Origin of the sequence: Legionella septentrionalis, assembly GCF_003989745.1 — a bacterium.
GTDB lineage: Bacteria > Pseudomonadota > Gammaproteobacteria > Legionellales > Legionellaceae > Legionella_A > Legionella_A septentrionalis.
This window is the reverse complement of sequence record NZ_RZGS01000006.1, coordinates 46,525-69,687: the sequence shown is the minus strand read 5'-3', so window position 1 is coordinate 69,687 and position 23,163 is coordinate 46,525. Positions and strand designations below refer to the sequence as shown.

Here is a 23,163-nt window from a genome sequence, read left to right as displayed (position 1 = left end):
TTTTTAAAATTATTATTTTGGGGTGCACCCACTTGGTTATCAAATTATGTTGTTAATAATAAATAACTTTAGAATTTTTGATTTTATTCGATTTTTTATCGCTTCTTCCTGCGCCAAACAAATTACATTCCCAGGGGAATTTCTATGAAGAAACAAATTAAAGAGCTCACGACTACCTTAGAACAAACGATATTAGATTCCTTTCGTGTTAGCCTATTACAAGCGTGGATGAAATTTCACAAGAGCAGCATTGAGCGTGAAGCCGCGGAAGAAATTAGGAAAGAAGAAGCGAGAATTAACGAGCTTAAGCAAAAATATCAACAGAATTTGGCAACACACAAAAAAGAACTTGAAGTTCTTGAGAATGCTTTTACAGAATGGAAAGAAAAACATCCCACTGCCTTTGATTCTGAATTCCCGCAGGCAGAAGCACTTCGTCGGAAAAGACATAGTGCACCTTGGCCAGTAGACGAATTCGTCAATAAAGATGAGATTGAATTCGAAATTAGAGAGAAATATCGCAAAAGATTTCAGAATGAACAATGGGCTTGGAATTCCAGTTTACGTACCACCCTGCTGGAGCGAATTAAAGCATACCCCAACCCCCAAGCTTTTGTTGAGCAATTAGATACACGACACCCCTGGTTCATCGAAGGAAAGGATGGTCCGGCTGCAGATTTTGCAATAGGTTTCTACACACGCCATATTAGCGGTTGCCTGCCACCCCCTTATGACAGCGACCCTGAGCAGTGGCCGTGGAATGAAAAAACGCTACAAACTTTTGCAAATGCAAGTGCCTGGAAAACCCTTGATGCGGAATTGGTTCGCAAGGAAATTGAAGGTGCACCATTCCTTGATATCGGAAAAAATTACAATCGCAATGCAAGAAGCATACCCAATTTAGTAGCGACTCTTGAGGATGTTGAACTGCGTGCGCCATTGTTAAACCGTGCAGGCGGCCTATCTTCGTATGCATTGCAACGTGTGGATATATTCCGTTTTCTTTGTACCCATTATGAAACACAATGCCAAGCCACGCTTGTCGACCAGAAGACCATCGCCGTACCAAAAATTGCCCCATTTATTCATACGGAATTAAACGAGTTAGGAACAGCGCAGTTAAATCATTTGCAAACCATGTTAATCAACATTAACGATGAAGCCAACCCGGTTTGGATTTGTTTGCAAAAAAAGAGTGGCAGTCAATGGACCGCTTATATTCCTGACATGGCAGAGCCAATATTTCAAAATATCCCTGCGAAATTGCAAGAATTGAGCAATAAAAATCAAAAAATAGATTTTGTTAAAGTGGATTGCACCCATAATATTGATAAAAATGACATCCAACATTTCAGTAAAACTGCTCAATGGCAACATATTTTGTTAGCCAGAGTATTGCCTTGCTGTATGGAACCTAAAAAAGGCCCAGTAGAGAAATACCTTGCCAATGTGCCGGTAACTTCTTTTATGGAGCATGTCTTTTTATCTTCCCTGGGCATTCTTTATTCGAACACTGAATCCCTTCTAAAAACAGCTTTATTTATCAGGGAACCTTTCTCGGATAAAGCCAGCGAATCCCTTTATCCCAATTCTTGGACAGCCCAGTATTTATTATCGCGTGATACATTTGATTTTATTCAGCCCAAAGAAATCCTTAATGTTTTCCATGAGAAAACCCTGCAAATAAACGACGACTCACAGCATATCCTTCATTTAAAAAAAGGCGCCAGTGAAAGAGAATTAACGCACGCTTTATATGTTGCCCACCATAACCCTGCCTTAAGCAGATTTGAATTACCAGCCGTTACGAAGCGGTTTTGGGATGAGACTGCTGAGTCTCTATTTGATTTCAGTACGACCTTATTCAGTATCATTCCTGGCCAGGATAATCCGGTCAAAAACTCCACAGATGACTTCCTGCCACTGGCGATGCGTGCTACTGCGCGTAACCGCTTTTTAAAATCTATTCTACCCAATGACGAGTGGGAGAAGGCGCAAACAACCGTCAAGGGCAAACGCTCCATTTGGAAGACGGCTGGAAAAGAAACAACCAAATTTTTCCAAGCAGCAGGCAAAAGCATTGATCTTGATTTCATCGACGAGATGCTGAAGTTCAAAGCCAATTGGCTTAAAAACAGCTGTAATCATGAGCAAGAAAACGAAATTTCTGCAGCAATGTGGCAATTCGCGCAAATTTCCCAATTAAGCACAAAAGGGTTAGATGAATTATTCGACTACGTAAATAGTGCTCACATTTCCAGCTGGAAAACCACCTTAAGGCTTAATCCGCCTAATTTATCTGCTGTATTCGATTTGGCAGGCAGCATTACCGACAAGCCTGGCGATTATCTCACCTACCTGCATAACAAGATAAAAACTTACGGTCAAAACTCGCGACAATGCAGCCCGTTGTTCTCCTCATTAGCACTGATTATGCCGGGGACCGATGCGATAAATCAGCGGTTTATTAATGAATTGGCTTCCGTATTTTTTACAGTACACAGCCAAAAATTAAATCCGGCATTTAAAGACGGCGTGGGCGAGATTACCTTATATAATTTAAATATTGACGACAAAAACACCGAGGATCTTTTTAAACAACTGGAAGCAGCAGCTCATCTCAAAAATTTTCCTCTGCAAATCCAAATTCGTATCCCTGCCTGGGACAGAGCAGCCTTTATTACCCCCGAACAACGTGAAATGAAGGCGCGCTATAAAGCCTTGCAAGATAAAATCCTTGATAATCAAAGAATTGCAAAAAATCGAGAGTTAGAGCAACAAACCAAAAATATTTATCTTTGTACGACGGAAGAACTGCAGCCTGAGGTCGTCATTGACGAAAAAGAAGTATTGCAGGCTCAACCATTTGAGGGCAAGGATGTCCTTTATCCATTAACCTCAACCAGACTGCAAGTCCAACAACAACAGCAGCAGCAACAGCAACAACAACAGCAGCAACAACAAGAACAGGAGCAAGAGCAGGAAGAAGAACAAGAGCAAGAACAAGAACAGGAAATATCCCGTTACATGGGAGACGAAGGGCTGCTTATCACCCGGGATAATATTGATGAAAAATGCATGGCTGCCTGGGAAAAAATACCGAAGGAAACCAAGCAATATTCCGGATTTGACAAAAAATTAGCTCAATTATTTTCTCTCTGGGTCGGCAGTCACCTGGATGCTGAACTGGTCATTAGAAAAATAACTCCTGAAGCCGTACAAAGATTAATGGAAACGGCTCCGCAATTTCGCTTGTCTCTAAACAAGGATAATCTACCACCAGGTTTTTGGCTGGAGCGTTCCCAAAAAGATTCCGGATTGGTTCTTTGTTATACTAAAGAACGTGAGGCGCAAGACTTATTAGCCCTTGATGCCAAATCCTTTAAGGATAGAAACCCTTTTACCATTCGTTTTCCCAAACCTATGCAAGCGGAGATTTTTAGAGGCGATTACCGTCAATTTGCGCCGCTTTCATCACACTTGAATGATCAATTGTTATTCTGGAAATACCTTGCACTGGAAGACAAAGATCCAAAGCGGATAGCTAACCTGTCCGCTCTCTCGCAACTCAATATTAATGCGAAAGCTGAAGACCGCTCTGCACTCATGCAAGCTTATACGGTTGACTCCCAGAAAATCAAACCGGGCAATCTCAGCGTAGGTGAGTGGAAAGCTTGTCTTGAGAAATTAAAACATTGGGCCACTCAAAAATTTGGTAAAGAATTAACCGTTTTTAATGCAATCTTTAATCCGGAAAGCCCACTCGCCTTCACCCAGGATAACCTTCTTGCGTTTGGCCAATTATTTTATGCTTATGATCCGCTCTCGCAAACTTATAAAAAGAAAGATGGTACCGCTCACTTCTTGTTTATGGCGGAACAAATTTACACCACCTTCGGTGCAGAGCACTTTGCCGTCTGGAAAAACCGTCTGCTAAACCCATCGCAAAATTTAAGTGAATGCTTGCGTAAAGAAGAAGTAGACGCTGTCGCATTAAGCATCAGCACCCTGCGTAAATTAAACAATAAAAGCTATGCCAACGTCTGGTGGAAACTGGTGGATGCTCATGGCAGGGCTACAGGTAACATGGACTATGCACCCTTATGGCACAGTTATCAGAAATTAGTGACTTATCTTGAGAAAAATAAAAAGGCAAAACTGCCGTTTAATGAACAAAGCATGGCGGAATACCTGGGCAAGGTAGAGAATTTTAATGGCCTGGTATTCCTGGAGCGCCTGCACACTGTATTGCGTAAATGTGAAAAACAAGCTGATCGCCTAGAGATCCAGCGTGATATTTTAGATAACATTCATCGAATCGATTGGCGTCACAATGGCTTGTATTACGCTATGAAATATGAGAGTTATCCTTATTGGGATGACTCCCTCAAATTAAGCGAATTTACATCCGTATTGGATCGCAAAAAACCAAGCTATATACCTGGTTTGGATCGGTACGAAACACTGCAAAAAGAAGAAATGCTCGATCAGAGTTTGCGGTTCGTCACGCAGCGCCTGCATCCTAATAAAGAAGAATTCGTGCGTTACCGCGACTTGATTAAGCTCGCCTTCCCTAAAGAACTACTGGAAAAAAATGCAAACGCACCTTATGTCTTGCGCTTATTGGTTGCCTGCATGTCACGCGGTGTAAACCGGCTGGTAGACCTCAATCCTGAAGAGGTAGCAACACAAGTTAAGCTCCTGCTAACTGCCGATAAGGATGTATTAAAATGGTTGAACAAATCCATTCCGCTGGATGGAGATATTAAACCAGGTTCCCTGCATCTTAAATTTGAGCATATCGGTGTATTGGCCCAGATCATCAGTCAAGAACAATACAAGAATCAAATCTTCCAAACTAAATCCCTGGAATTTATCAATTCTTGCGGCCGCGCCTTACAATGCTACCACAGCGCCACCACCCCGAAACAATATCTAAAAAATGATACTCCTGCCCAGGCATTAAGCAAGTTAATTAAAATGCATGGATTGGTGGATAATGAAACATTTAAATCCTTCCCCTGGCTTTATCAGCAGGAAAATCATGCATCATTTAACAAATTATTTGAACCGCTATCATACTCGCACAACACCACCATGTTTGGGCAATTGCAATTATTCACCCGGCAAATGCAATCCATTGATTTTACTGCTTCAAGGCACCTCCCCGCAGCAGGCGATGTCATCACCCTGATGACTGACTTGCAAAAAATTACTAAGCAATATGAATACATGCAACGCCAGGAAATGCAGAAAACACGTAAGCAATTTGTCAAACAGGAAATTCAGAAAGGATGCGCCATTCGTTTCCAAGATGCACCGTTTCGCCCACTAAATGAAGCGGAAAGAGAGCATGGCTTAAAACTGCTCAATAAAGAGCTCCTCGCCAATTATAAAGAACAAAATAATAAATTGTGCGTTCGGCTGTTTGAAGAGTGCATGGCAATCGGAGTAGAAGGAGCCGAACAAAAAGAACTCGTCAAACGTTTTACCGATAAATTAAAGCGTATTGACAACAAAGACTATTACAACGACTTAGGACAGGTTTTAGGTTTACTGGTTGATAAAGCCACTTATAAAACTATTTATAACGAATCCGGGCAAGTAGTAGGGAAAGAGAAAGATCCCAAACGATATTGTCTGGAACAATTAACGCTATGGCTGGATACACTGACCGATCCACAAGGCATTGACAACCAGCATTTTCCTGTAAGTCTACTCAATGAGCTTTTGGAAAAAGAATTGGCCAATCCAAATTCTTCTTTAATAAGCAAGGACTTAAATAATCTTGATTCTCGTTTAACTAAGCAGGCAAGCAAGGTGGAAAAACTCATGCGTGAAATTGTACGCGAGTCTTTTCCTGCTCAATTTAAAACGGTTTTAGTCAAATACTTACTCTCTAATCCCAATGAGACTGCCTTTATCGAGGCTGCAAAAAATACCATCGAAGAATTATATAAAGGCTACAAAACAGAAAAAGATAAAAAGGAAAATGCGGATTATCATCGCCTCAAACTCCTCAATACGCGTTTGAACAATGTAGCCGACTTAATCGGCCTGTGGAGCAGTAACAAAGTAAATGTTGTCGGGGAATACCGCTCTGCAATCCTCGAGCAGCTTGAACTCAGTCTCGATGATATTATCTCATCTCACCGGGATCTTGCTACACAAGACATGTGGAATAAAACCCAGCTTACTTTAAATGAAATTTACATTAACGAGGTAAGCAACAAAACTACTGTGGTCGATCGGAACTTCATTTCCTTATTCAATACGCCTTATAACGATAAAGGAATGTTTATCCGCATCATCCTGTTGCAAGCCCTGGGCAACCAGTTACAAGTGGATCGCACCAAACATCTCAAGAAAGAACACATTGCATATCTAGGGATGCTAAAAGGAAATTTAGAAAATCTCAGTGTGGAACAGCTGCGTGGTTTAGCGAAATATTGCAACACGCAACCTATTCCAACACTGAAAACATTCAATGAGTTGCTGACTAAAGGCTATAGTCAACCACAGCAGTTTATTCATCGATTTGAAACCCATCATCAGAATTTGGATGCCAAAACGGGAAGCGGCAAACGTCATTACAGCATCACTAAGAATGACCGGGTTAATTTCGTTCGTATATTGGAGAATTTCAAACGCAAAGGCGAAGGCGATAAATCCGGCTTTATTCCCGATATGGAAAAGAAACAATTAATCAATCTGCTGTACTACCTAAACAGTTACAGCCAAAAAGAAGATTTAAGCAATATTCCATTCGCGACGCTACAGGCCAAATTAAATACGGCAAGAGCAAATTTAAATTTACACAATTCACCGCAAAATGCCGCACAATTGCTTGCCTGCATGCGCGAAGTGATGCTGCGTAAAACCGGTATGTGGGCCAACCATACGCAGATGCTCATTCTGATTTATGCGGCTTTATACGATGAAAGCATCCTCTATCAGGTTAAAACCGGGCAAGGAAAAAGTATTTTAACCGGGATGAGAACCGCATTCCTGGCCTTACAAGGATACGTAGTCGATGTCTTTTCTTCGAAAGATAGTTTGTCCGAACGCGATCATGAAGAATTTAAGCATTTCATGGATGCCTTGGGCATCCGCAATGCCTATATCACGCCACACTCCAGGGGTGAAACGTATCAAACCAACCATGACCGTCGCAACATTGGCGCCATCAACTATGCAACCATTGGTAATCTTGCTCTCTTTAGGGCAAACCAGGTATGGAAAAAAGATAATCCTATCTTCATGGAAAAATCAATGCGCCGCGCCTGGATTGATGAATGCGACCATGTTCTTACCGATGAAGACACACAATTTAACTATGCCGACAACGCCGGTGTGGACAGCATTTACAACTATGAAGAGTGGGTTTATCGCGCAGCATATGAGTTCTATGAGCAACATCAGAATGATTTCAAACAACATTCGCTGCAAGAAGTCCCCATGATTTCCACGCAGAAACATCTGCAGGGTTTGTGCAAAATGTTGCAGCAGAAAGCACGTACCGCGCCTAAAGAATCGCAATTCATGCAGAAATACATCGTGCCTGCTTTGGCTAAAGATCCACAAATGGTGCAAAAACGTGACACAGAATTGAAAAAACTTCTAGTTGCTGCCCATGCTGCCAAGAATCTAAAAGAAGGCCGTGAATTCACAGTTTACAATGAAGATAAAATTGTCGCCGATGGTGTGGTCATCGGTACCCGCTTTGCCAAGGTCCTCATTGCCAATCAGGTGAAACACGGTTCTACGTACAGTGAAGGGGTACAACAAGCCAAACACGCGGCGTTGAACATGAAAGCCATCGAAGAGGGTGAAGCACCCAACTTCTTCACAGAACCGGACAGCGTCATTGCCATTTCAAGCAATGCCAAATACATCATTAACAATGATTATGCCGTTAAAGAAGGTTGTACCGGTACAGCTGGCGACCTGCAGGACGTGAAAAGCTATGAAGACATTTTCGATATTGATCACGTCATTAAGGTCCCAACGCATGAGGAATCACGGACTACCTTCCTGCCTCCTGTTTATTGTAAAGATGAGGAAGCACACATCACTGAAATTGTTAAGCAGATTCTTAATCGGACAGATAAACATCCGATTTTAATCACTTGCGAAGATGATATTGCCGTAAAAAATATTGCCGCAGCGGTTAAACAGGCGCTGGAAGCTCAATCCAAGGATGCGATCCTCAACCGGATCACGATAGACACCAACGACAGCGGCAAATCTGAAAATGAGGTGGTTCCATTTGCCGGTAAACCCGGTGCCATTACCTTTAGCGCCAGGATGGGACGCGGCACAGACATTAAACCGGAAACTAAGGAAGGTTTGATGGTCTTGCGTACTTATCCGGATATTAAGCGTAAGGCAAACCAGGAACGCGGACGTCAAGGACGAAACGGTTGGCCTGGATTAACCCTCGATGTGTATAACGATGCGGAAATTGATAAAAATTATCAATCCTTATTAAAAGGCCCTTACAGAGAGAAATTTCAACAGTCTGTGCAGGCCCAAATTGATCGCATTAAAAAGAAATTTGAAACACATCCGCAGGGTAAATACCAACATCTTAAGGGCAATGAAGACTTATTATTCAAGCATTGCCGAACCTTGGTGGTACAGCAATTAATGTATGATATCAATAAACAGAATCAATCCTTTTTACGACGAAAAGAATCATTAATGTCTGTCCTTTGCGGTGATGTACTTACGGTATTAAATGACTTCGTTCGCGAGAAAAACGATAAGGCTACGCAGTTAAAAGAAAAATGGATGGAGTGCCGTGCCCAGATCGAAGAATACTGGAACGTACGCTTGAAAGGCGAGCCCGGTGACAGCGAAAAAGTTTTTGCCAAATTCCAGTCTCAATCCGCCCAGTCCTGGGGCGATTTATGTTCCCAGTTCCCTGAATTAAATCCAGGCTTATGCAGTGACTTTAGCGAGCTTACTGTTGAAAGCTTCAAGAAGGCAGCCCAAGAGATCGATCCGAGGAAAGCCAAAGCCTTGATAACGCGCCTGCGTTTGCTGTTCGAAGGGGTCAAGCATAAAGATATGCAACCAACCCAGCAGGTAGAAGCCTTATTCAAAGGGTTAGTGGAGGATAGAACAAACATTTATAAACGTGTATATATGCAAGTAGCGGAGACGGGATTTGAGGCAAAAGCACGCACTTTATTTAACGACATCAAGAATTATTTACATCCAGAACTGCAAATAACACCGCAAGCAAAAGGAGAAATTCAAGCCAGCAAGCCCAAAAACCACGAGTTGAAAAAAGCAGTGGCATTTTATCAATTGTGGGTAGCAGGTGCTGATATTCATTATTTTGACCATGGCGCCGAGAGGATTAATGAAGAGGTCATTCAATATGTGTATGAGGATTTGGATAAATTCTATGACGTTTTGTATGGAGCAAGTTATGGCTCGGAGCAACGAAGCGAGCAGAGAATCCAGCTCTTCCAGACGTTAAGAAACCTCCGTACCGAAAGCAAAGAGCCAATGCCCCAGCTCTTTCTAGTCTCTACGAAGGCTTTAGGTACGAGCATTCAACTGCTGCATTCCCTCCAGGGACATCAGGATTATGGCAATTATCTAAAATGCTTCACGCGCTTTTTCAAGGCAGAAGCATTCAAGGATGATCACCCCAGCGATATGGCTGTAGAAGATATCAAGAAATACGATCGCCTGCTCATGCTGGTTGGCGCCATAGCCACCACTCAATATTTCAATATTGAGGAGGAATTTGACCTTGATTTGGAAAAGACAGTACCTGCGCGCAGCACCCTGGTTTTAATTGAAAATTTATGCAGGGTCATTCGCGAGGAGTTTTGGGAAGATTTTGACGATAAGTTGGCGAGCAATATTGCGGAAGTATTTGCAAAGGATAAGAATGCGACAGAAGTCTTGTCAGCCAATATTCTTGGCCAGGATTTGCATGAGCTTATCGACAATATTAATCATTACACGAAACATGGAGCCAGGAACCAAGGGTATCGCCTGCAGGAATTAAGAGACTATTTGGCCAGGAATAAGGAGCAGTTGCTTACTGAGAAAGTGGAAGCGGTGCGGCCTATATTCCAGGCCGTATTGGGCAGCTCGCATAATCGTACTCAAGATTATTTCCTGCCAACACAACCCTATGGTTTCGCAGGTTTGAATGAAAAGGAAACAGGCCAGTTCTGGGATTTCCTGGCACAAAGGCACCCGGTTACCAAGAAAGATGTTGAGGCGCTTATTACCTTCCTGGAAACCATGAGTAAAACCGAGCATTTCCGCGAAAAATGCTTCCTGCCTTTAGTTGGCTTACCGCCTTATATTCCGGTCAGTTATATTCTTGCCAACTTAAAAATAACCGGCAGTAAAACCAACCCGGGCGATATTGCGCGCGGTCTAAAAGAAATTGGCGAAGCCGCTGAAACATTTAATAAACTGGCTTCACGCTACAATTTAATTGTGTCAGCCCGCGATTACTCGCAATTAGAACATGATGACCGTTACGATGATTTGCTCGCGCAATTCTGTAAAAAAGCACCGGAAAAAAATAAACAATTCTTTGAGTTGTGTGCGCAATATCCGACGTTAACCATAGAATCCATCCAGCAGGTTAAGGCGCTGAGTCAAACACCTGAAATGCTGCAACAACCTCAGAAAGTGTCGCAATTACTGGGGCTGGCAGCAAATATTGACGATGGCACGATGACGCAGGTATGGGCTGCCTTTGAAGCTAAAAAAATAGCCGATGCATCTCAACTGCAAGAGCATTTGGCGGGGATAGCTAAAACCCAGCAAAAAATGCCAGCTTTGGGCAAAGAAGGTACTGCCGGGATTTATGAAGCAGTTGCTTCCAACCGCTTGACATCGCAACAGGCGGAACAATGCGTAGCCATGATGCAGAATATGTCTAATTTCAGTAAAAAATATCCTGATCTGGCGAAAACAGTGCTTCCTAAATTCCTGGATGAAGAGGATAAAGGCGAAAAAACAGTTGCATCCTATAATGCCTTTTTTACTGCGGTAAAAGATAAAGCGTTCCCCGGTGAAACAATGAATGGGCTATTTACCGCTTATTTTGATAAAAGAATCCATTCTGTAGAAGCGTTAAACCGTTCGATCAAAACGATTGAAATTGCGCAAATTTTAAATCAGAACTTGCAAGACCACAGCATGTGGAATAGATATTTTGGCAAATTTAATAGTCAACGCTACGAACGCCAAAATTTGATGCAGCTTCTGGTCCAGGGTGTTTTGGATCTTGGCAAAGCTTTCAGCGACGCGTGTTTTGCCGCTTATGAAAAACTTGCCAAATCCATTGTGACCGTCCCTGAATTGACTAAAAATGCAGCACAGCGGCGCAGCGCTTTGAGCGCAAGCTATCATAAGGTCATTGAATTTACCAAGGAAATGGCTTATGTAAGCTCTGAGAATCTGGCAGCAGATGATACGCAGCTTTCCGAAGAAATTTCCAAAGCGCAAATTTCTTTCTTTCATGATAAAAGACTCGCTTATGCTGGTGAGTGGTGGGTAAGCCTGCAAAGACGCGCTGCTGCCGAAATGTTTTTTAATGCCATGGAAGGGGCAGCCAGCAATACAGCAGGAAAATCGGCGCAACAATATTTAATGGGTCTTTTGCAAACACTCGGTGAGGCGCAGAAAATGCTTTTGGAAGCAGATAAAAACACCCGGCACCATAAAAAAGGATACAGCCGTCTTTATGACATTTCCGTACAAATGGTGCTGCATGTGGTGAAACAATACGTCGAGTTGGAAGGCATCAGTATGGCTGATAAAGCACAACTAAAGACTTTTATCGATGGCCAAATGGATACTCAGGTGGATATGCTGCTGCAACGCTTGCCTGATGACCATAAAATGAAAAGCTTCCTTTTGGCTAATCGGGAGCCAGCCGAGGTAGCAACCTATCTTAAATCGATGAATTTAACCCAGCTGGAGGAATTCAGGAAAGGATGGAATACCCATAAAGCTGCGGTTCCAAAACATCTGCAATATCTTGTTACCAATGTGGAATGTTTTATTGATGTGAACGAACCCAGCAGCGGCTCTCGTTTAGGAAATTCCTTGGGTGCACATTAAGAAAGTAATATGGGTTAGGCGATCGCCTGACCCATCCCTGCCAGGCAAATACATAATCTTCCGCCAGCATACAAACAAGCAAAGATTGTGCCTTCGGTTGCAGTTATGTATTTCCCTGTAATGGCAGCTTCTCTTTTATCTCGTAAAGTAATACTTAAATAAGATATACTCATTCATTTTTATCAAGGATCAATATGCGTCCCAGCAATCGTGAAGCGGATCAATTAAGAGAAATTAAAATAACCCGCAATTACACTAATCATGCGGAAGGTTCCGTGTTAGTGGAATTTGGTCAAACCCGTGTACTTTGTACAGCATCGGTAATCGATGGGGTGCCAAGGTTTCTTAAAGGGAAAAATCAAGGGTGGGTAACGGCTGAATACGGCATGTTGCCCCGCTCCACGCACAGCCGCAGTGAACGTGAAGCCAGCAAAGGTAAACAAGGCGGTAGAACTCTCGAAATCCAACGGCTCATCGGCCGCTCTTTGCGCACCTGCCTGGATTTAAAGCTTATTGGGGAAAACACCATTACGCTTGATTGCGATGTGATTCAGGCTGATGGCGGCACACGCACTGCCGCCATTACCGGTGCCTGTGTTGCACTCAAGGATGCCGTAGACTGGATGGTCTCGCGCGAAAAATTAAGAAGACACCCCGATTTTCATTTGGTTTCGGCCGTTTCAGTAGGAATTTACCGCGGCCAGCCAGTCCTTGATCTCGATTATGCTGAAGATGTATTGGCTGAAACCGATATGAATGTGGTCATGGATGAAGCAGGCAATTTCATTGAAATTCAAGGTACAGCGGAAGACGGCAGCTTTAATCGCAATCAGCTTAACGACATGCTGCAACTTGCCGAACACGGGATACGCCAATTGATTGAATTGCAACGCAATGCCTAACGGCACAAATCTCCTCTGTGAAATAAACTCAACTATTTCCAAATTCATAACCGGATGCTGCATAAAAGCATCCGGAGTTGTTATTACCCATTAAAAGAGGGTCTTATTGATGGCAATATCCCTCGCAGTGATGCGCGAGACAAGGTTGGCATTGACCAGTTGCGTTAAATGTTGATCCAGAGTCATCATTCCCTGTGCTTGCCCTGTCTGAATGGATGAATACATTTGCGCGACTTTATCTTCGCGAATTAAATTGCGGATGGCGGCATTACAAATCATAATTTCCAAAGCAGCAATCCGCCCGCCTCCTGTTTTTTTAAGCAAAGTTTGCGCGACCACGGCTTGCAGTGATTCTGAAAGCATGGAGCGCACCATCGCTTTTTCCTCTCCCGGGAACACATCAATGATGCGGTTTATGGTTTTGGTGGCGGAATTGGTATGCAAAGTCCCGAATACCAGATGGCCGGTTTCAGCAGCAGTCATGGCCAGGCGTATGGTTTCCAAATCGCGCAACTCTCCAACCAAAATAATGTCAGGGTCTTCACGCAGCGCAGAACGCAAAGCCGCGCTAAAACTCTGGGTGTCGCGGTGTACCTCGCGTTGATTCACCAGGCATTTATTACTTTGATGAATGAATTCAATCGGATCTTCAACCGTCAGAATATGATCATAGCGGCTGCTGTTAATGTAATCGATCATGGCAGCCAACGTGGTACTCTTCCCCGAACCGGTAGGCCCGGTTACCAAAACCAGCCCCTTGGGGTAAGAAGCCATTTCCACAAATACAGGCGGCAACTGCAAATCATCCAGAGTCAAAATTTTAGAGGGAATAGTACGAAAAACTGCTGCCGCACCACGGGCCTGGTTGAATGCATTCACGCGAAAACGGGCAAGGTTGGCAACCTCAAAAGAAAAATCGGTTTCCAAATGTTCTTCATATTCTTTGCGTTGCTTATCATTCATGATGTCATAAACGATTTTTATCACTTCTTTATGTTGCAAAGGAGGAACATTGATCTTACGCAAGTCCCCATCGACTCGAATCATGGGCGGCATTCCAGCCGATAGATGCAAATCGGATGAATTGTTTTTTACTGCAAAACCTAATAATTCGGTAATATCCATGGGCAATAACATCCTGTTAATACTTAATTTTTGTAATTAGAGTAGGGGCCGTGTTGACAATTGCCCCAACCTATGCCTCGGCTTGCAGGAATCTAGATTAAGAACAAATTCCTTTATACAGATCATGCCATTCAGGGTTAAGCTCTTCCATCAAATTAATTTTCCATTGTCTGCACCAGTTTTTAAATCGTTTTGCACATCGAGCAGCTTCTGGATAAATTGAATGCGTTTCATAATAGACCAACAGATGAACATTATACCGAGCAGTAAATCCTGGTACCATCTTATTTTTTATGCTCCCAAACCCATTTAATCAGATCTGAGGTTAGGCCGACATATAGAGTGCCATTGCGCTTACTTGCCAACATATAGACGTAAAATACTTTCATCTTCTTTCTTCCTTGTTATCGAGCATTGGACTTACTCACTTCGATAATATCACTCAAATTGAACTGATTACATAGGAAGCCCAATATAAGAACATGCCATTGCCAACATGGATGCATAATTTCGCTGAGCAATTCTGCTTTCAATAATCACTTTCTTGTTATATTTTTAAAACTCGCATCCATAAAAACAAGGAGAACAAAATGGGACTGTCTAAACAAAAAAAACAGGAAGAACAGGAAAAAATTAAAAAAGAAAAAAATAAGCTGGCGAGCGCTATGGAAACTGTACAAAAAGAAATAGACAGCATCAATTCAATTGTTTCCTCTTATGAAAAAAGTAAAAACTCAATTCTGTACAGTTTTGAATCGACCAATCCCGAACGCATGCATGACGTCGCTTTGCTGAAAGCCATCAGTCATTTAATCAGCCATTCTACCTTTAAAAATCTGGAGCAAGCCCCCGAAAAAATACATCCATTAAAAGAATTAACCAAGAAAATCAATAAGGAAATAAGAACGCTACAAGGTGTAAAAAGTGCACTTGCCTATAAAATTGATAAAAGCTACCAGGGAAATTTTTTCTTTAAAAGTGCAGCAAGAAGCAATTTTTTTGTGGAATTGGATAAATACATGGAAAAAGAGCCACAAGAGCAAGTATATAATCTCCAGGCTCTACAAACTTACTTGCAGCCCGCATCGCAACAGAAGATAGTAGAAGCAGTGGTCACGCAACTTAAAGAAAAAAGTGCAGCAAAAGAAGAAAAAGAATTGTTACAAATAGCCCATTCTCAAATAGCAAAAGTTAACACCTTCCTCCCGGGAATTATAAAAGAAATAGAACTTTCCATGGAAAAGCCGAAAGCCAAAGCTTCCATTTCAGTATAATAATTTGGCATTGATTCCCTCAATCAATGCCAAAGTTAAGCTATTATTGACCAGACATTACCTATTTTTTCGAAACATATTGTATTTAAATTGAAAATAATGTATAAATACAAATCAATAATCTACTACTACTCTTTGAAAGAAGAACAGAATGTGATAAATCTTAACATCTTTGTCACTCTTATATCGAGTGAGCAATTAAAGCAGGATAGTTATTAGACAGAAATGATGAGGATTAGTTTATGCCGCCAGATGTAGCTCTAGCTAAAGAAACACCCATTGTAAAAGAGCGGAAACAAGATACCGTTTGGATGCTCAGCTTATATGGCACAGCCATAGGTGCGGGTACTCTGTTTCTCCCCATTGATGCGGGCTTACATGGCATCTGGCCGCTAATCATCATGGCCCTTCTAGCTTTCCCGATGACTTATTTTTCACACCAGGCACTTTGCCGGTTTGTGTTATCCGGTTCTGCGGCAAAAAATGATATTACCGATGTGGTGGATGAACATTTTGGTCCCTTTGCCGGAAAAATACTGACGCTGTTTTATTTTTTTGCAATTTTTCCAATCTTACTGATGTATAGTGTGGCTATAACCAACACAACCAACAGTTTTATCGTTAACCAGTTGGGTGTTTCTGCTCCCCCAAGGGCTTTGTTAGCCTTGTTGCTCATTCTCGGTTTGATGGGTATCGTGCGTCTTGGGCAACAAGTCATTATTCGCTCGATGAGTTATCTTGTATACCCATTCCTCAGTATTTTAATTTTATTATCACTTTACCTCGTGCCGCACTGGAATGGTGCAATTTTCCACCACGCAAACACCACGCATCATCCACATGGTTTCCTGATGACTTTGTGGCTGGTCATCCCGGTAATGGTATTTTCATTCAACCACTCCCCTATTATCTCTTCTTTTGCCGTCAGTCAAAAACAATTGTTTGGGGCAAAAGCCGATAAAAACAGTTCACGGATTTTAAGAAATAGCCATATTTTAATGGTTACCACCGTCATGTTTTTTGTATTCAGCTGCGTTTTTAGCTTATCTTCACAGGACTTAGCTTTGGCCAAGCAGCAAAATATTTCCATCCTCTCTTACCTCGCCAACCATTTCCATACACCCTTTATAGCTTATGTCGCCCCAGTGATCGCCTTTATTGCCATCGCCAAATCCTTCCTTGGCCACTATTTGGGCGCGAGCGAAGGTTTGCATGGCCTCCTTGGCAAAACATTGCAATCACGCGGCAAAATGATAGGCAAGACGCCTTTGCAATACCTGATTGAAGGTTTTATTATCTTAAGTTGCTGGTTGGCTGCAACGTTTAACCCCAATATCCTCACCATGATAGAAACATTGGGCGGACCAATCATTGCCATCATCCTGTTTCTTATGCCGATGTATGCGATTGCTGCGGTTCCTGCGATGAAAATCTATCGGCGTCCGCTGCAAAATGGATTTGTTACCTTCATAGGATTAATCGCCATCTCAGCCATACTCTATGGTTTATGGAAAACAATATGCGGTTAATATGACGATTGCAGAGCGTATACAAATTATTAAAGCTTGCATCCATCAGGCAGAACAGGCGGGCAACAGAGAACCAGGTGCAGTAAAATTACTGGCTGTCAGTAAAAGCCATCCGACTGCTGCAATTGCTGAAGCTTATACTGCTGGCATCAGGGATTTTGGCGAAAATTATTTACAGGAAGCTCAACTAAAGATTAAGCAATTAGCTCATCTACCCATCAGCTGGCATTTCATTGGCCCTATACAAAGCAACAAGGTCAAGGGGATAGCCAGCCAATTTTCCTGGGTGCATAGCTTGTGCCGCTATGAAATAGCAGAAGCACTTAACAACTTGCGGCCTCCTCATCTGCCACCGCTCAATATATGCCTGCAAGTTAACTTTGATGATGAGAAAAAATCCGGTATCAAGCCGGAAATGGCCCACACCCTGGCTGCACAAGTTTTCAACTTACCGCGCTTGACATTGCGCGGCCTGATGATGATACCCAAACCATTGCAAACTCATGAGCAGCAATATGCAAGTTTTATGCGTTTAACCCACTTGCGGCATGAGTTGAATGAGCAATTGCATGTGCAGTTGGATACCCTTTCCATGGGGATGAGCGATGATTTGTGTGCAGCCATTGAAGCCGGCAGCACATTGGTTCGCATCGGCAGGGCAATATTCGGTGAACGGCGATGAAAATAACTTTTATTGGTTTTGGCAACATGGCGAAAGCTATTGCTGCAGGATTGGCAGGAAACAGCAGTTATGAATTGCGGGCCAGCGCTCCTTCCCTGCCCCAAAACACGTCCACTGCAAAAATAAAAACCGATCCCAGTAATCTGGCTTTTTTAAGCGATGCTGATGTGCTTATTTTGGCGGTTAAACCTGCCCTCATGAAAACGGTCTTAACAGAAATTAACGAACATCTTTCACCCAGTTGCCTAATCCTCTCCATTGCTGCCGGACTTAGTTTGGCCTGGTTCGATAAGCAGTGTAAAACCACCAAACCGGCCATCGTGCGCGCCATGCCGAATGTTGCCGCTGCAGTGGCTAAAAGCGCTACTCCGATGATTGCCAATGCACGAGTGACTCCTCTACAAAAAAAATGGGCTGAAGAATTGTTTCGGCAAATCGGATTAGCAGCCTGGGTTGATGATGAGCAGCAGATGAATGCATTTACTGCCCTGTCAGGCAGCGGTCCTGCCTATATCTTCCTGTTTATGGAAAGTATGATGCAGGCGGCGGTTCGTCTTGGGCTTCCTGCAGAAACTGCCCAATCGTTTACATTACAAACGTTTGCAGGTGCAGTAAGCTTGTCTTTGGCAAAAAAACAACCTTTAGCTGAATTGAGGGAACAAGTGACTTCACCGAATGGGACAACTGCAGCAGCCCTTGACATATTCATGCAACAAAATTTAAATACTCTCGTTGAAACGGCTATGCAAGCTGCTTTTAAACGTGCAAATGAACTGGAACAATCATGAGGTTACCATGGGCAGTGGCTTAGTTGCGGTAGGTTATTTTTTATTCCACCTTTTTTTCGGTCTACTTATTTCTTTATTGTGGCTGCGTATTTTGCTGCGTTACTTCCGCATCAGTGCGTTAAATCCCGTGAGTCAGTTGCTGCATAAATTTTCGCAACCCATGTTAAAGCCCATAACAGGGTTATTTCCCGTAAAAACGCTGATCAGTCGCTACGATTGGCCGGCGATCATTGTATTAATTGCTATAGAAATCATCAAATTTGCCTTAATCAATATATTGTTCTTAGGCATGGCATTGCCTTTGCTATGGATTCTCATTTATGTACTCGCTGATCTCATCATCCAACCCTGCAATTTACTGTTTTATGCCATCCTTGCTTATGCGATTATGAGTTGGGTTAACCCGATGTGGAAGCACCCCCTGGCGGATATTTTATACCGGATTACCCAGCCAGCTTTAAGCATTGGCCGCAGAATCATTCCAAACATTTCAGGATTTGATTTTTCCCCCATTGTGATCATGATCATTTTAAAAGTTATTGTTTTATTCATTCAGGCATCGTTACCTTTGCCATTAATATGACGTCACTTCGTTATCTTTTAGGCGAAAGTGCCGGAGTGAAATTGCTTGTACCTGACGCATAAATAAGGCAAACGAAGCTATAATAAGAATAGCAGCTCATGTCGGGGATAGGATAATGAGATTAAAACATCTTGGCTTGCTTGGTATTTTTTTATTTCCATTCGATGCATGTGCCGTTCAATCTCTCTATTGCCCGCAAAATCAGGGATATATTAATGTAGGCATGACGGAAGCAGAAGTGATTGCAGCTTGCGGCGAACCGCTTAGCAAGGAAGAAAGCAATCGACCTGTGACACAAAAAGTCCCCGTAAAACAATTGATTTATTCCACGGTCAATAAGGGCAGCATTTATCCAAGCCTTGATCCGATTTACAACCAATGGTCGCTTCCAAGCGGCACTAATATTAACCTTGAAGTGGACATCATCAACGACAAAATCAGCGAGATCCGCCTTAATGGCTCAGATACCAATGCCATGACCGTATGCGATGGCATCAATGTAAATGTCGGAGACAATGAAAGCGCCGTGTATAATGCTTGCGGCAGTCCAGATATGGTAAACAATACGTTTATTAATCAGCCTATCCCAAGCAACGAACCGCCGCACGTATGGGTCTATCAAGTTGATCAATTCCAACAACCCTTCACCTTGACATTTGTGAACGGCCAATTACAATCCATTGATTAACGCCGAAGGCTGAAATTATAAGCTTTTGTGCATTTCTCTTGAGAAATTGCATGTAAGCTGCACACTTCAACTTCTAACATTCCGTTTTTTTGGAAATTATTTTATGAGTGAAACCATTGAAGATTTAACCATTGCGTTCAACGAAGATGGCATGGATACAGTAAAAGAATTGGACAAATACGTATTATCGAAAGGTGCATGGACCACCATTCTTTTTCGTTATCAAGAATGGGATCGAACGGCACAGGAATACGGGCCTGTTAAATATTCAATACGGCGCTATCAAAAACGCAATAACCAGTATTGGCAAAAATCAAAATTTAACATTTCCAGTGAAGAACAAGCCCGCAAAATCATCAGCGTACTGTCAGACTGGCTAAATAAAGATGGGGCTTAAGACTTATGGTGAAGATATGCCCAAAGCCGCCCTGCTATTTCATGCCATGCTTGGTTTAAATAAACTAAATTATGCGGATTGGGTAAATAATATTTTCCCCAGCGTTCATCATACCAGTAATAAGTAAAATCCGTGGGTGCTGCAATCGGATGCAATCCCTGTTTTCTGCAAAGCGCTATCGCTCTAGGCATATGGAGAGCCGAAGTCACCAAATAAAAAGGCTCATCCCGCACCCATTGCCTAATTTTCTCAGCTTGCGACGCCGTATTGGTGGACGCAGTTTCCAGCACTCTGTTGTCTTCGGGAATTTGCAACCAGGCTGCCAATAAATCCAATTGCTGCGCTTCTGCCAATTCCCCGGCAAACTCGCCACCTGATAATAACAGTTTGGCATGCGGTAACTGCCGGTATAATCGCACCCCTTCAATGAGGCGACGTAAGCTTGCTGTATAAATTTGGTTGATTGCCACATCAGCCTTGGCAAATTGTGCCTGCCCTCCTGACAGCACCACTATCCAATGTATATCTTTATTTATTTTAGTAACGACAGGGTATTGATCTTCGAGCTTGCGCGTTAACAATTCAGGAATGATGCCTGTACTTAACAATAACAAGCTGGCCAAGGCAATAGTCAATAATATGCCGGCGCGACGATTAGCTTGGCGCAAAAATAATATCCAGCTAACGGTTAATAAGAAAATAACCAGAAAAAAGGGATTAAGCAGCGCTTCAAACAAATGCCTCCAGATAAACATCTTTATCGAACCCGGCGCATCAAATACATCCCCAGGAAGGCAAACAAAAAGGTGGGCGCAAACGCGGCAATTTCAGCAGGCCACTGAAACACTTGACTTATAGGCCCAAAAATACGGTTGACGATATGAAATCCGAATCCCATCACCGCTCCTGCCAGGAGTTTCGATCCCATGGTAGAGGAGCGCAAGGGACCAAATATAAAAGGGATGGCCAATACCATCATAACCACCGTGGTAAATGGCTGCAACAAACGCTGCCAATAAGCCAACTGGTAATTCAAAGCAGTTTGATGATTCTTTTTTTGCACGCGTAAATAGCGGTTTAGTTCAGGCAGGGTCATTTCATCCGGCTCATTGCCGCTGATTTGTAAAATCTTGGGGTTTAGCGGCACATCCCAGTTCATTTCCTGATACTGAGAAGCTTTGGTATTGTCTCCTCCAATAATGGATTCTGCTACGTTGGAAGCTATCCAGGCACCATTTTGATAAACCACTTTTTCAATCTTGCGCGCCAATTGCATATGATGGGTGTCGTCAAAACGGAATTGTGACACATCATGCAAAGTATTATCCTTGGAAACCGAACCTATGCTGATAAAATCATTTTGATTACGCAACCATATTCCCTTGGCTGTACGCGTCGCTTGCCCCTCACTCATGGCTTGCAGTTTTTTATCAGCTGCCAGGGCAGCCAATTTTGGGACTAAAGTTTCCCCCAAAAGTGTGACCAGAACAATGGTAATCAAAGCTGCTTTTAACACCGCCACGGTCACTTGCCATACGGACATTCCGGCCGCTCTCATCACCACCAGTTCGCGATGGTTGGCAAGAATTCCCAAGCCAATTAAACTACCCAAAAGGCTTGCCATGGGAAAAAACAAATAAACCTGATAAGGCATTTGCAGCAAAATAAAAACAGCAGCCTCCACGATGCCATAATTTACTTTGCCCAAATCATCTAACTGGTTCACAAATAATATAAAAACTTGCAAGCCTGCCAGCATCAGCGTAATCAAAGCAATCGATGCCATGACAGTTTTGGCGATGTAGCGATCTAATAAATTCATCTTCATGCTAATTTCACCTGATTGCGCCAAATTAAGAACAATCCCAGCAAAGCTACTGCCAAATGCAGCCACCACATCCCTAACCATACTGGAATTTTTCCTACAATAAGCCAATCACGTGCCACGAATATAAAATTTGCATAAATGATATAGAGCACGATTGCAGGCAATAATTTTGCAAATTTGCCAGCACGTGGATTAACTCGGCTTAAAGGCACTGCCACCAGAGTTAAGGTCAACACCATCAAAGGCACCGCAAGTCGCCATTGCAATTCCGCCGCCTTACGCGTATCAGGGTTGTTCAGAGGAAGAAGGCTTGCCGTATCCGATGTGCGTATATCGTTTTTTAAAGCTACGACAGGGTGTGGGAGCCGCGCTTCGTAGTTACCAAATTCCGCGATTTCATAATCTGCGCTGCCGGGAATTCCTTGATATGCTTTACCTTCTTCAAAAACGACGTAATCTTCAAAAGTTTGCGCATCGGTTTTGGCAAATGCTTTATCCGCCCACAATATATTCCATTGTTGCTTACCGTCTTTTTCCCCAAGTTTTGCCAAAAATACATTTTTCGCTACTGTATGCGCCGGATTCATTTCCTCCACATAAAAAACCTGCCGCCCGCCCGGCAGCTCACGAAAGCGCCCTGGAACAATAGTCTTAATTAACGTTTGTATCCCGGACGTACGCAGCAGTTTGGCGCGCTCGATTGCTATCACAGGACTTGCCCAGATCATAATGATTAATACCAGGACGGCCACTACCGTCGCCATGATGAGGCTATGCTTCAAAAGCTGGTTGGGTCCATAACCGCAAGCTTGCAATACGGTCATTTCGCTTTCCGCATAGAGACGCCCGTAAGCTACTAAAAGTGCTACATAAAAGCCAAGAGGCAGTAATAAACCCATGAGATTGGGTAATTCGAGCATCATGAGTTTCATGATGAACATAGCGGGAATTTGGCCACTGGCTGCGCGGGTCAAATAACGCATGAATTGATTACTCATAAAAATCAGCAATAAGATGGTCGTCAAACCTGCCAAGGTTACAAATACTTCTTTGGCTAAATAGCGAAAAATGAGCACCGGTTTTCCACCTCTTTTGAAAGAATAGAGTAATTAGCTAACAATAACGCCAAATTATATACTAAAAACCCGATTGGGGATATCGGTTAACAAGTGCTTTGCCACTTAAAAAGTATGCTCGCTTTATTATTTACCGAGGCAATTCCATAGTAATAATTGGCCTTAAGAAACTTTTATAAA

The 23,163-nt window shown here is 42.7% G+C and carries 14 protein-coding genes and 1 pseudogene; 9 read left to right on the top strand and 6 right to left on the bottom strand.

The window, feature by feature from the left end:
* Window positions 1–144 precede the first annotated feature (144 nt).
* On the top strand, window positions 145–12,111 hold the full coding sequence (locus ELY11_RS03740; protein ID WP_127032552.1) for a hypothetical protein: 11,967 nt from the start codon (window positions 145–147) through the stop codon (window positions 12,109–12,111).
* Between the two features lie 14 nt (window positions 12,112–12,125).
* Here the strand turns inward: ELY11_RS03740 and ELY11_RS12390 are convergent, their stop codons facing one another.
* Window positions 12,126–12,284, bottom strand: a complete 159-nt coding sequence (locus ELY11_RS12390) for a hypothetical protein (RefSeq protein WP_158615167.1) — start codon at window positions 12,282–12,284, stop codon at window positions 12,126–12,128.
* Between the two features lie 21 nt (window positions 12,285–12,305).
* Here ELY11_RS12390 and rph point away from each other — a divergent pair, with 21 nt between their 5' ends.
* Window positions 12,306–13,013 (top strand): ribonuclease PH, encoded by a 708-nt coding sequence (rph, locus tag ELY11_RS03735; protein WP_127032551.1) that lies wholly within the window; start codon window positions 12,306–12,308, stop codon window positions 13,011–13,013.
* A gap of 90 nt (window positions 13,014–13,103) precedes the next feature.
* Here rph and ELY11_RS03730 read toward each other — a convergent pair whose 3' ends face one another.
* Both ELY11_RS03730 and ELY11_RS03725 read right to left on the bottom strand, forming a co-directional pair.
* Window positions 13,104–14,138 carry a type IV pilus twitching motility protein PilT gene (locus ELY11_RS03730; RefSeq protein WP_126954056.1) on the bottom strand — a complete coding sequence of 345 codons (1,035 nt, stop codon included), beginning with the start codon at window positions 14,136–14,138 and terminating at the stop codon, window positions 13,104–13,106.
* A gap of 97 nt (window positions 14,139–14,235) precedes the next feature.
* Window positions 14,236–14,527, bottom strand: a pseudogene (locus ELY11_RS03725) (GIY-YIG nuclease family protein).
* Window positions 14,528–14,728: 201 nt separating this feature from the next.
* Here ELY11_RS03725 and ELY11_RS03720 point away from each other — a divergent pair.
* From ELY11_RS03720 to ELY11_RS03690, 7 genes are all read left to right on the top strand, one after another.
* The gene (locus ELY11_RS03720) at window positions 14,729–15,412 is read left to right on the top strand and encodes a hypothetical protein (RefSeq protein ID WP_127032550.1); all 684 of its coding nucleotides are present in this window, start codon (window positions 14,729–14,731) and stop codon (window positions 15,410–15,412) included.
* 242 nt (window positions 15,413–15,654) lie between these two features.
* On the top strand, window positions 15,655–16,941 hold the full coding sequence (locus ELY11_RS03715) for an SLC5/6 family protein (protein WP_126954058.1): 1,287 nt from the start codon (window positions 15,655–15,657) through the stop codon (window positions 16,939–16,941).
* A gap of 1 nt (window position 16,942) precedes the next feature.
* Window positions 16,943–17,623 (top strand): YggS family pyridoxal phosphate-dependent enzyme, encoded by a 681-nt coding sequence (locus tag ELY11_RS03710; protein WP_127032557.1) that lies wholly within the window; start codon window positions 16,943–16,945, stop codon window positions 17,621–17,623.
* A complete protein-coding gene (gene proC, locus ELY11_RS03705; RefSeq protein ID WP_127032549.1) occupies window positions 17,620–18,411 on the top strand; it encodes a pyrroline-5-carboxylate reductase in 792 nt (263 codons plus the stop codon). Before ELY11_RS03710 ends, proC begins: the two co-directional genes overlap by 4 nt.
* Window positions 18,392–18,994 (top strand): YggT family protein, encoded by a 603-nt coding sequence (locus tag ELY11_RS03700; RefSeq protein WP_233579618.1) that lies wholly within the window; start codon window positions 18,392–18,394, stop codon window positions 18,992–18,994. Before proC ends, ELY11_RS03700 begins: the two co-directional genes overlap by 20 nt.
* A gap of 115 nt (window positions 18,995–19,109) precedes the next feature.
* The gene (locus ELY11_RS03695) at window positions 19,110–19,682 is read left to right on the top strand and encodes a DUF2845 domain-containing protein (protein ID WP_126954061.1); all 573 of its coding nucleotides are present in this window, start codon (window positions 19,110–19,112) and stop codon (window positions 19,680–19,682) included.
* Between the two features lie 103 nt (window positions 19,683–19,785).
* Window positions 19,786–20,079, top strand: coding sequence for a hypothetical protein (locus ELY11_RS03690; RefSeq protein WP_126954062.1), 294 nt, complete (start codon window positions 19,786–19,788; stop codon window positions 20,077–20,079).
* On the opposite strand, the gene ELY11_RS03685 is transcribed toward ELY11_RS03690, so the two are convergent.
* The 3 genes from ELY11_RS03685 to lptF are packed head-to-tail and all read right to left on the bottom strand — an operon-like array spanning window position 20,076 to window position 22,983.
* The gene (locus tag ELY11_RS03685; RefSeq protein ID WP_233579616.1) at window positions 20,076–20,816 is read right to left on the bottom strand and encodes a YdcF family protein; all 741 of its coding nucleotides are present in this window, start codon (window positions 20,814–20,816) and stop codon (window positions 20,076–20,078) included. The two genes, ELY11_RS03690 and ELY11_RS03685, sit on opposite strands and share 4 nt — an antisense overlap.
* 20 nt (window positions 20,817–20,836) lie before the next feature.
* On the bottom strand, window positions 20,837–21,907 hold the full coding sequence (lptG, locus tag ELY11_RS03680) for an LPS export ABC transporter permease LptG (RefSeq protein WP_126954064.1): 1,071 nt from the start codon (window positions 21,905–21,907) through the stop codon (window positions 20,837–20,839).
* Entirely contained in the window at window positions 21,904–22,983 is a 1,080-nt protein-coding gene (gene lptF, locus ELY11_RS03675; protein ID WP_126954065.1) for an LPS export ABC transporter permease LptF, read from the bottom strand. Before lptF ends, lptG begins: the two co-directional genes overlap by 4 nt.
* Window positions 22,984–23,163: the final 180 nt, after the last annotated feature.

Bases quoted from the DNA above. Each gene is read 5' to 3' on its own strand.
- ELY11_RS03740 (WP_127032552.1), top strand. From the start codon at position 145: ATGAAGAAACAAATTAAAGAGCTCACGACTACCTTAGAACAAACGATA.
- ELY11_RS12390 (WP_158615167.1), bottom strand. From the start codon at position 12,284: ATGAGTATATCTTATTTAAGTATTACTTTACGAGATAAAAGAGAAGCT.
- rph (WP_127032551.1), top strand. From the start codon at position 12,306: ATGCGTCCCAGCAATCGTGAAGCGGATCAATTAAGAGAAATTAAAATA.
- ELY11_RS03730 (WP_126954056.1), bottom strand. From the start codon at position 14,138: ATGGATATTACCGAATTATTAGGTTTTGCAGTAAAAAACAATTCATCC.
- ELY11_RS03720 (WP_127032550.1), top strand. From the start codon at position 14,729: ATGGGACTGTCTAAACAAAAAAAACAGGAAGAACAGGAAAAAATTAAA.
- ELY11_RS03715 (WP_126954058.1), top strand. From the start codon at position 15,655: ATGCCGCCAGATGTAGCTCTAGCTAAAGAAACACCCATTGTAAAAGAG.
- ELY11_RS03710 (WP_127032557.1), top strand. From the start codon at position 16,943: ATGACGATTGCAGAGCGTATACAAATTATTAAAGCTTGCATCCATCAG.
- proC (WP_127032549.1), top strand. From the start codon at position 17,620: ATGAAAATAACTTTTATTGGTTTTGGCAACATGGCGAAAGCTATTGCT.
- ELY11_RS03700 (WP_233579618.1), top strand. From the start codon at position 18,392: ATGAACTGGAACAATCATGAGGTTACCATGGGCAGTGGCTTAGTTGCG.
- ELY11_RS03695 (WP_126954061.1), top strand. From the start codon at position 19,110: ATGAGATTAAAACATCTTGGCTTGCTTGGTATTTTTTTATTTCCATTC.
- ELY11_RS03690 (WP_126954062.1), top strand. From the start codon at position 19,786: ATGAGTGAAACCATTGAAGATTTAACCATTGCGTTCAACGAAGATGGC.
- lptG (WP_126954064.1), bottom strand. From the start codon at position 21,907: ATGAAGATGAATTTATTAGATCGCTACATCGCCAAAACTGTCATGGCA.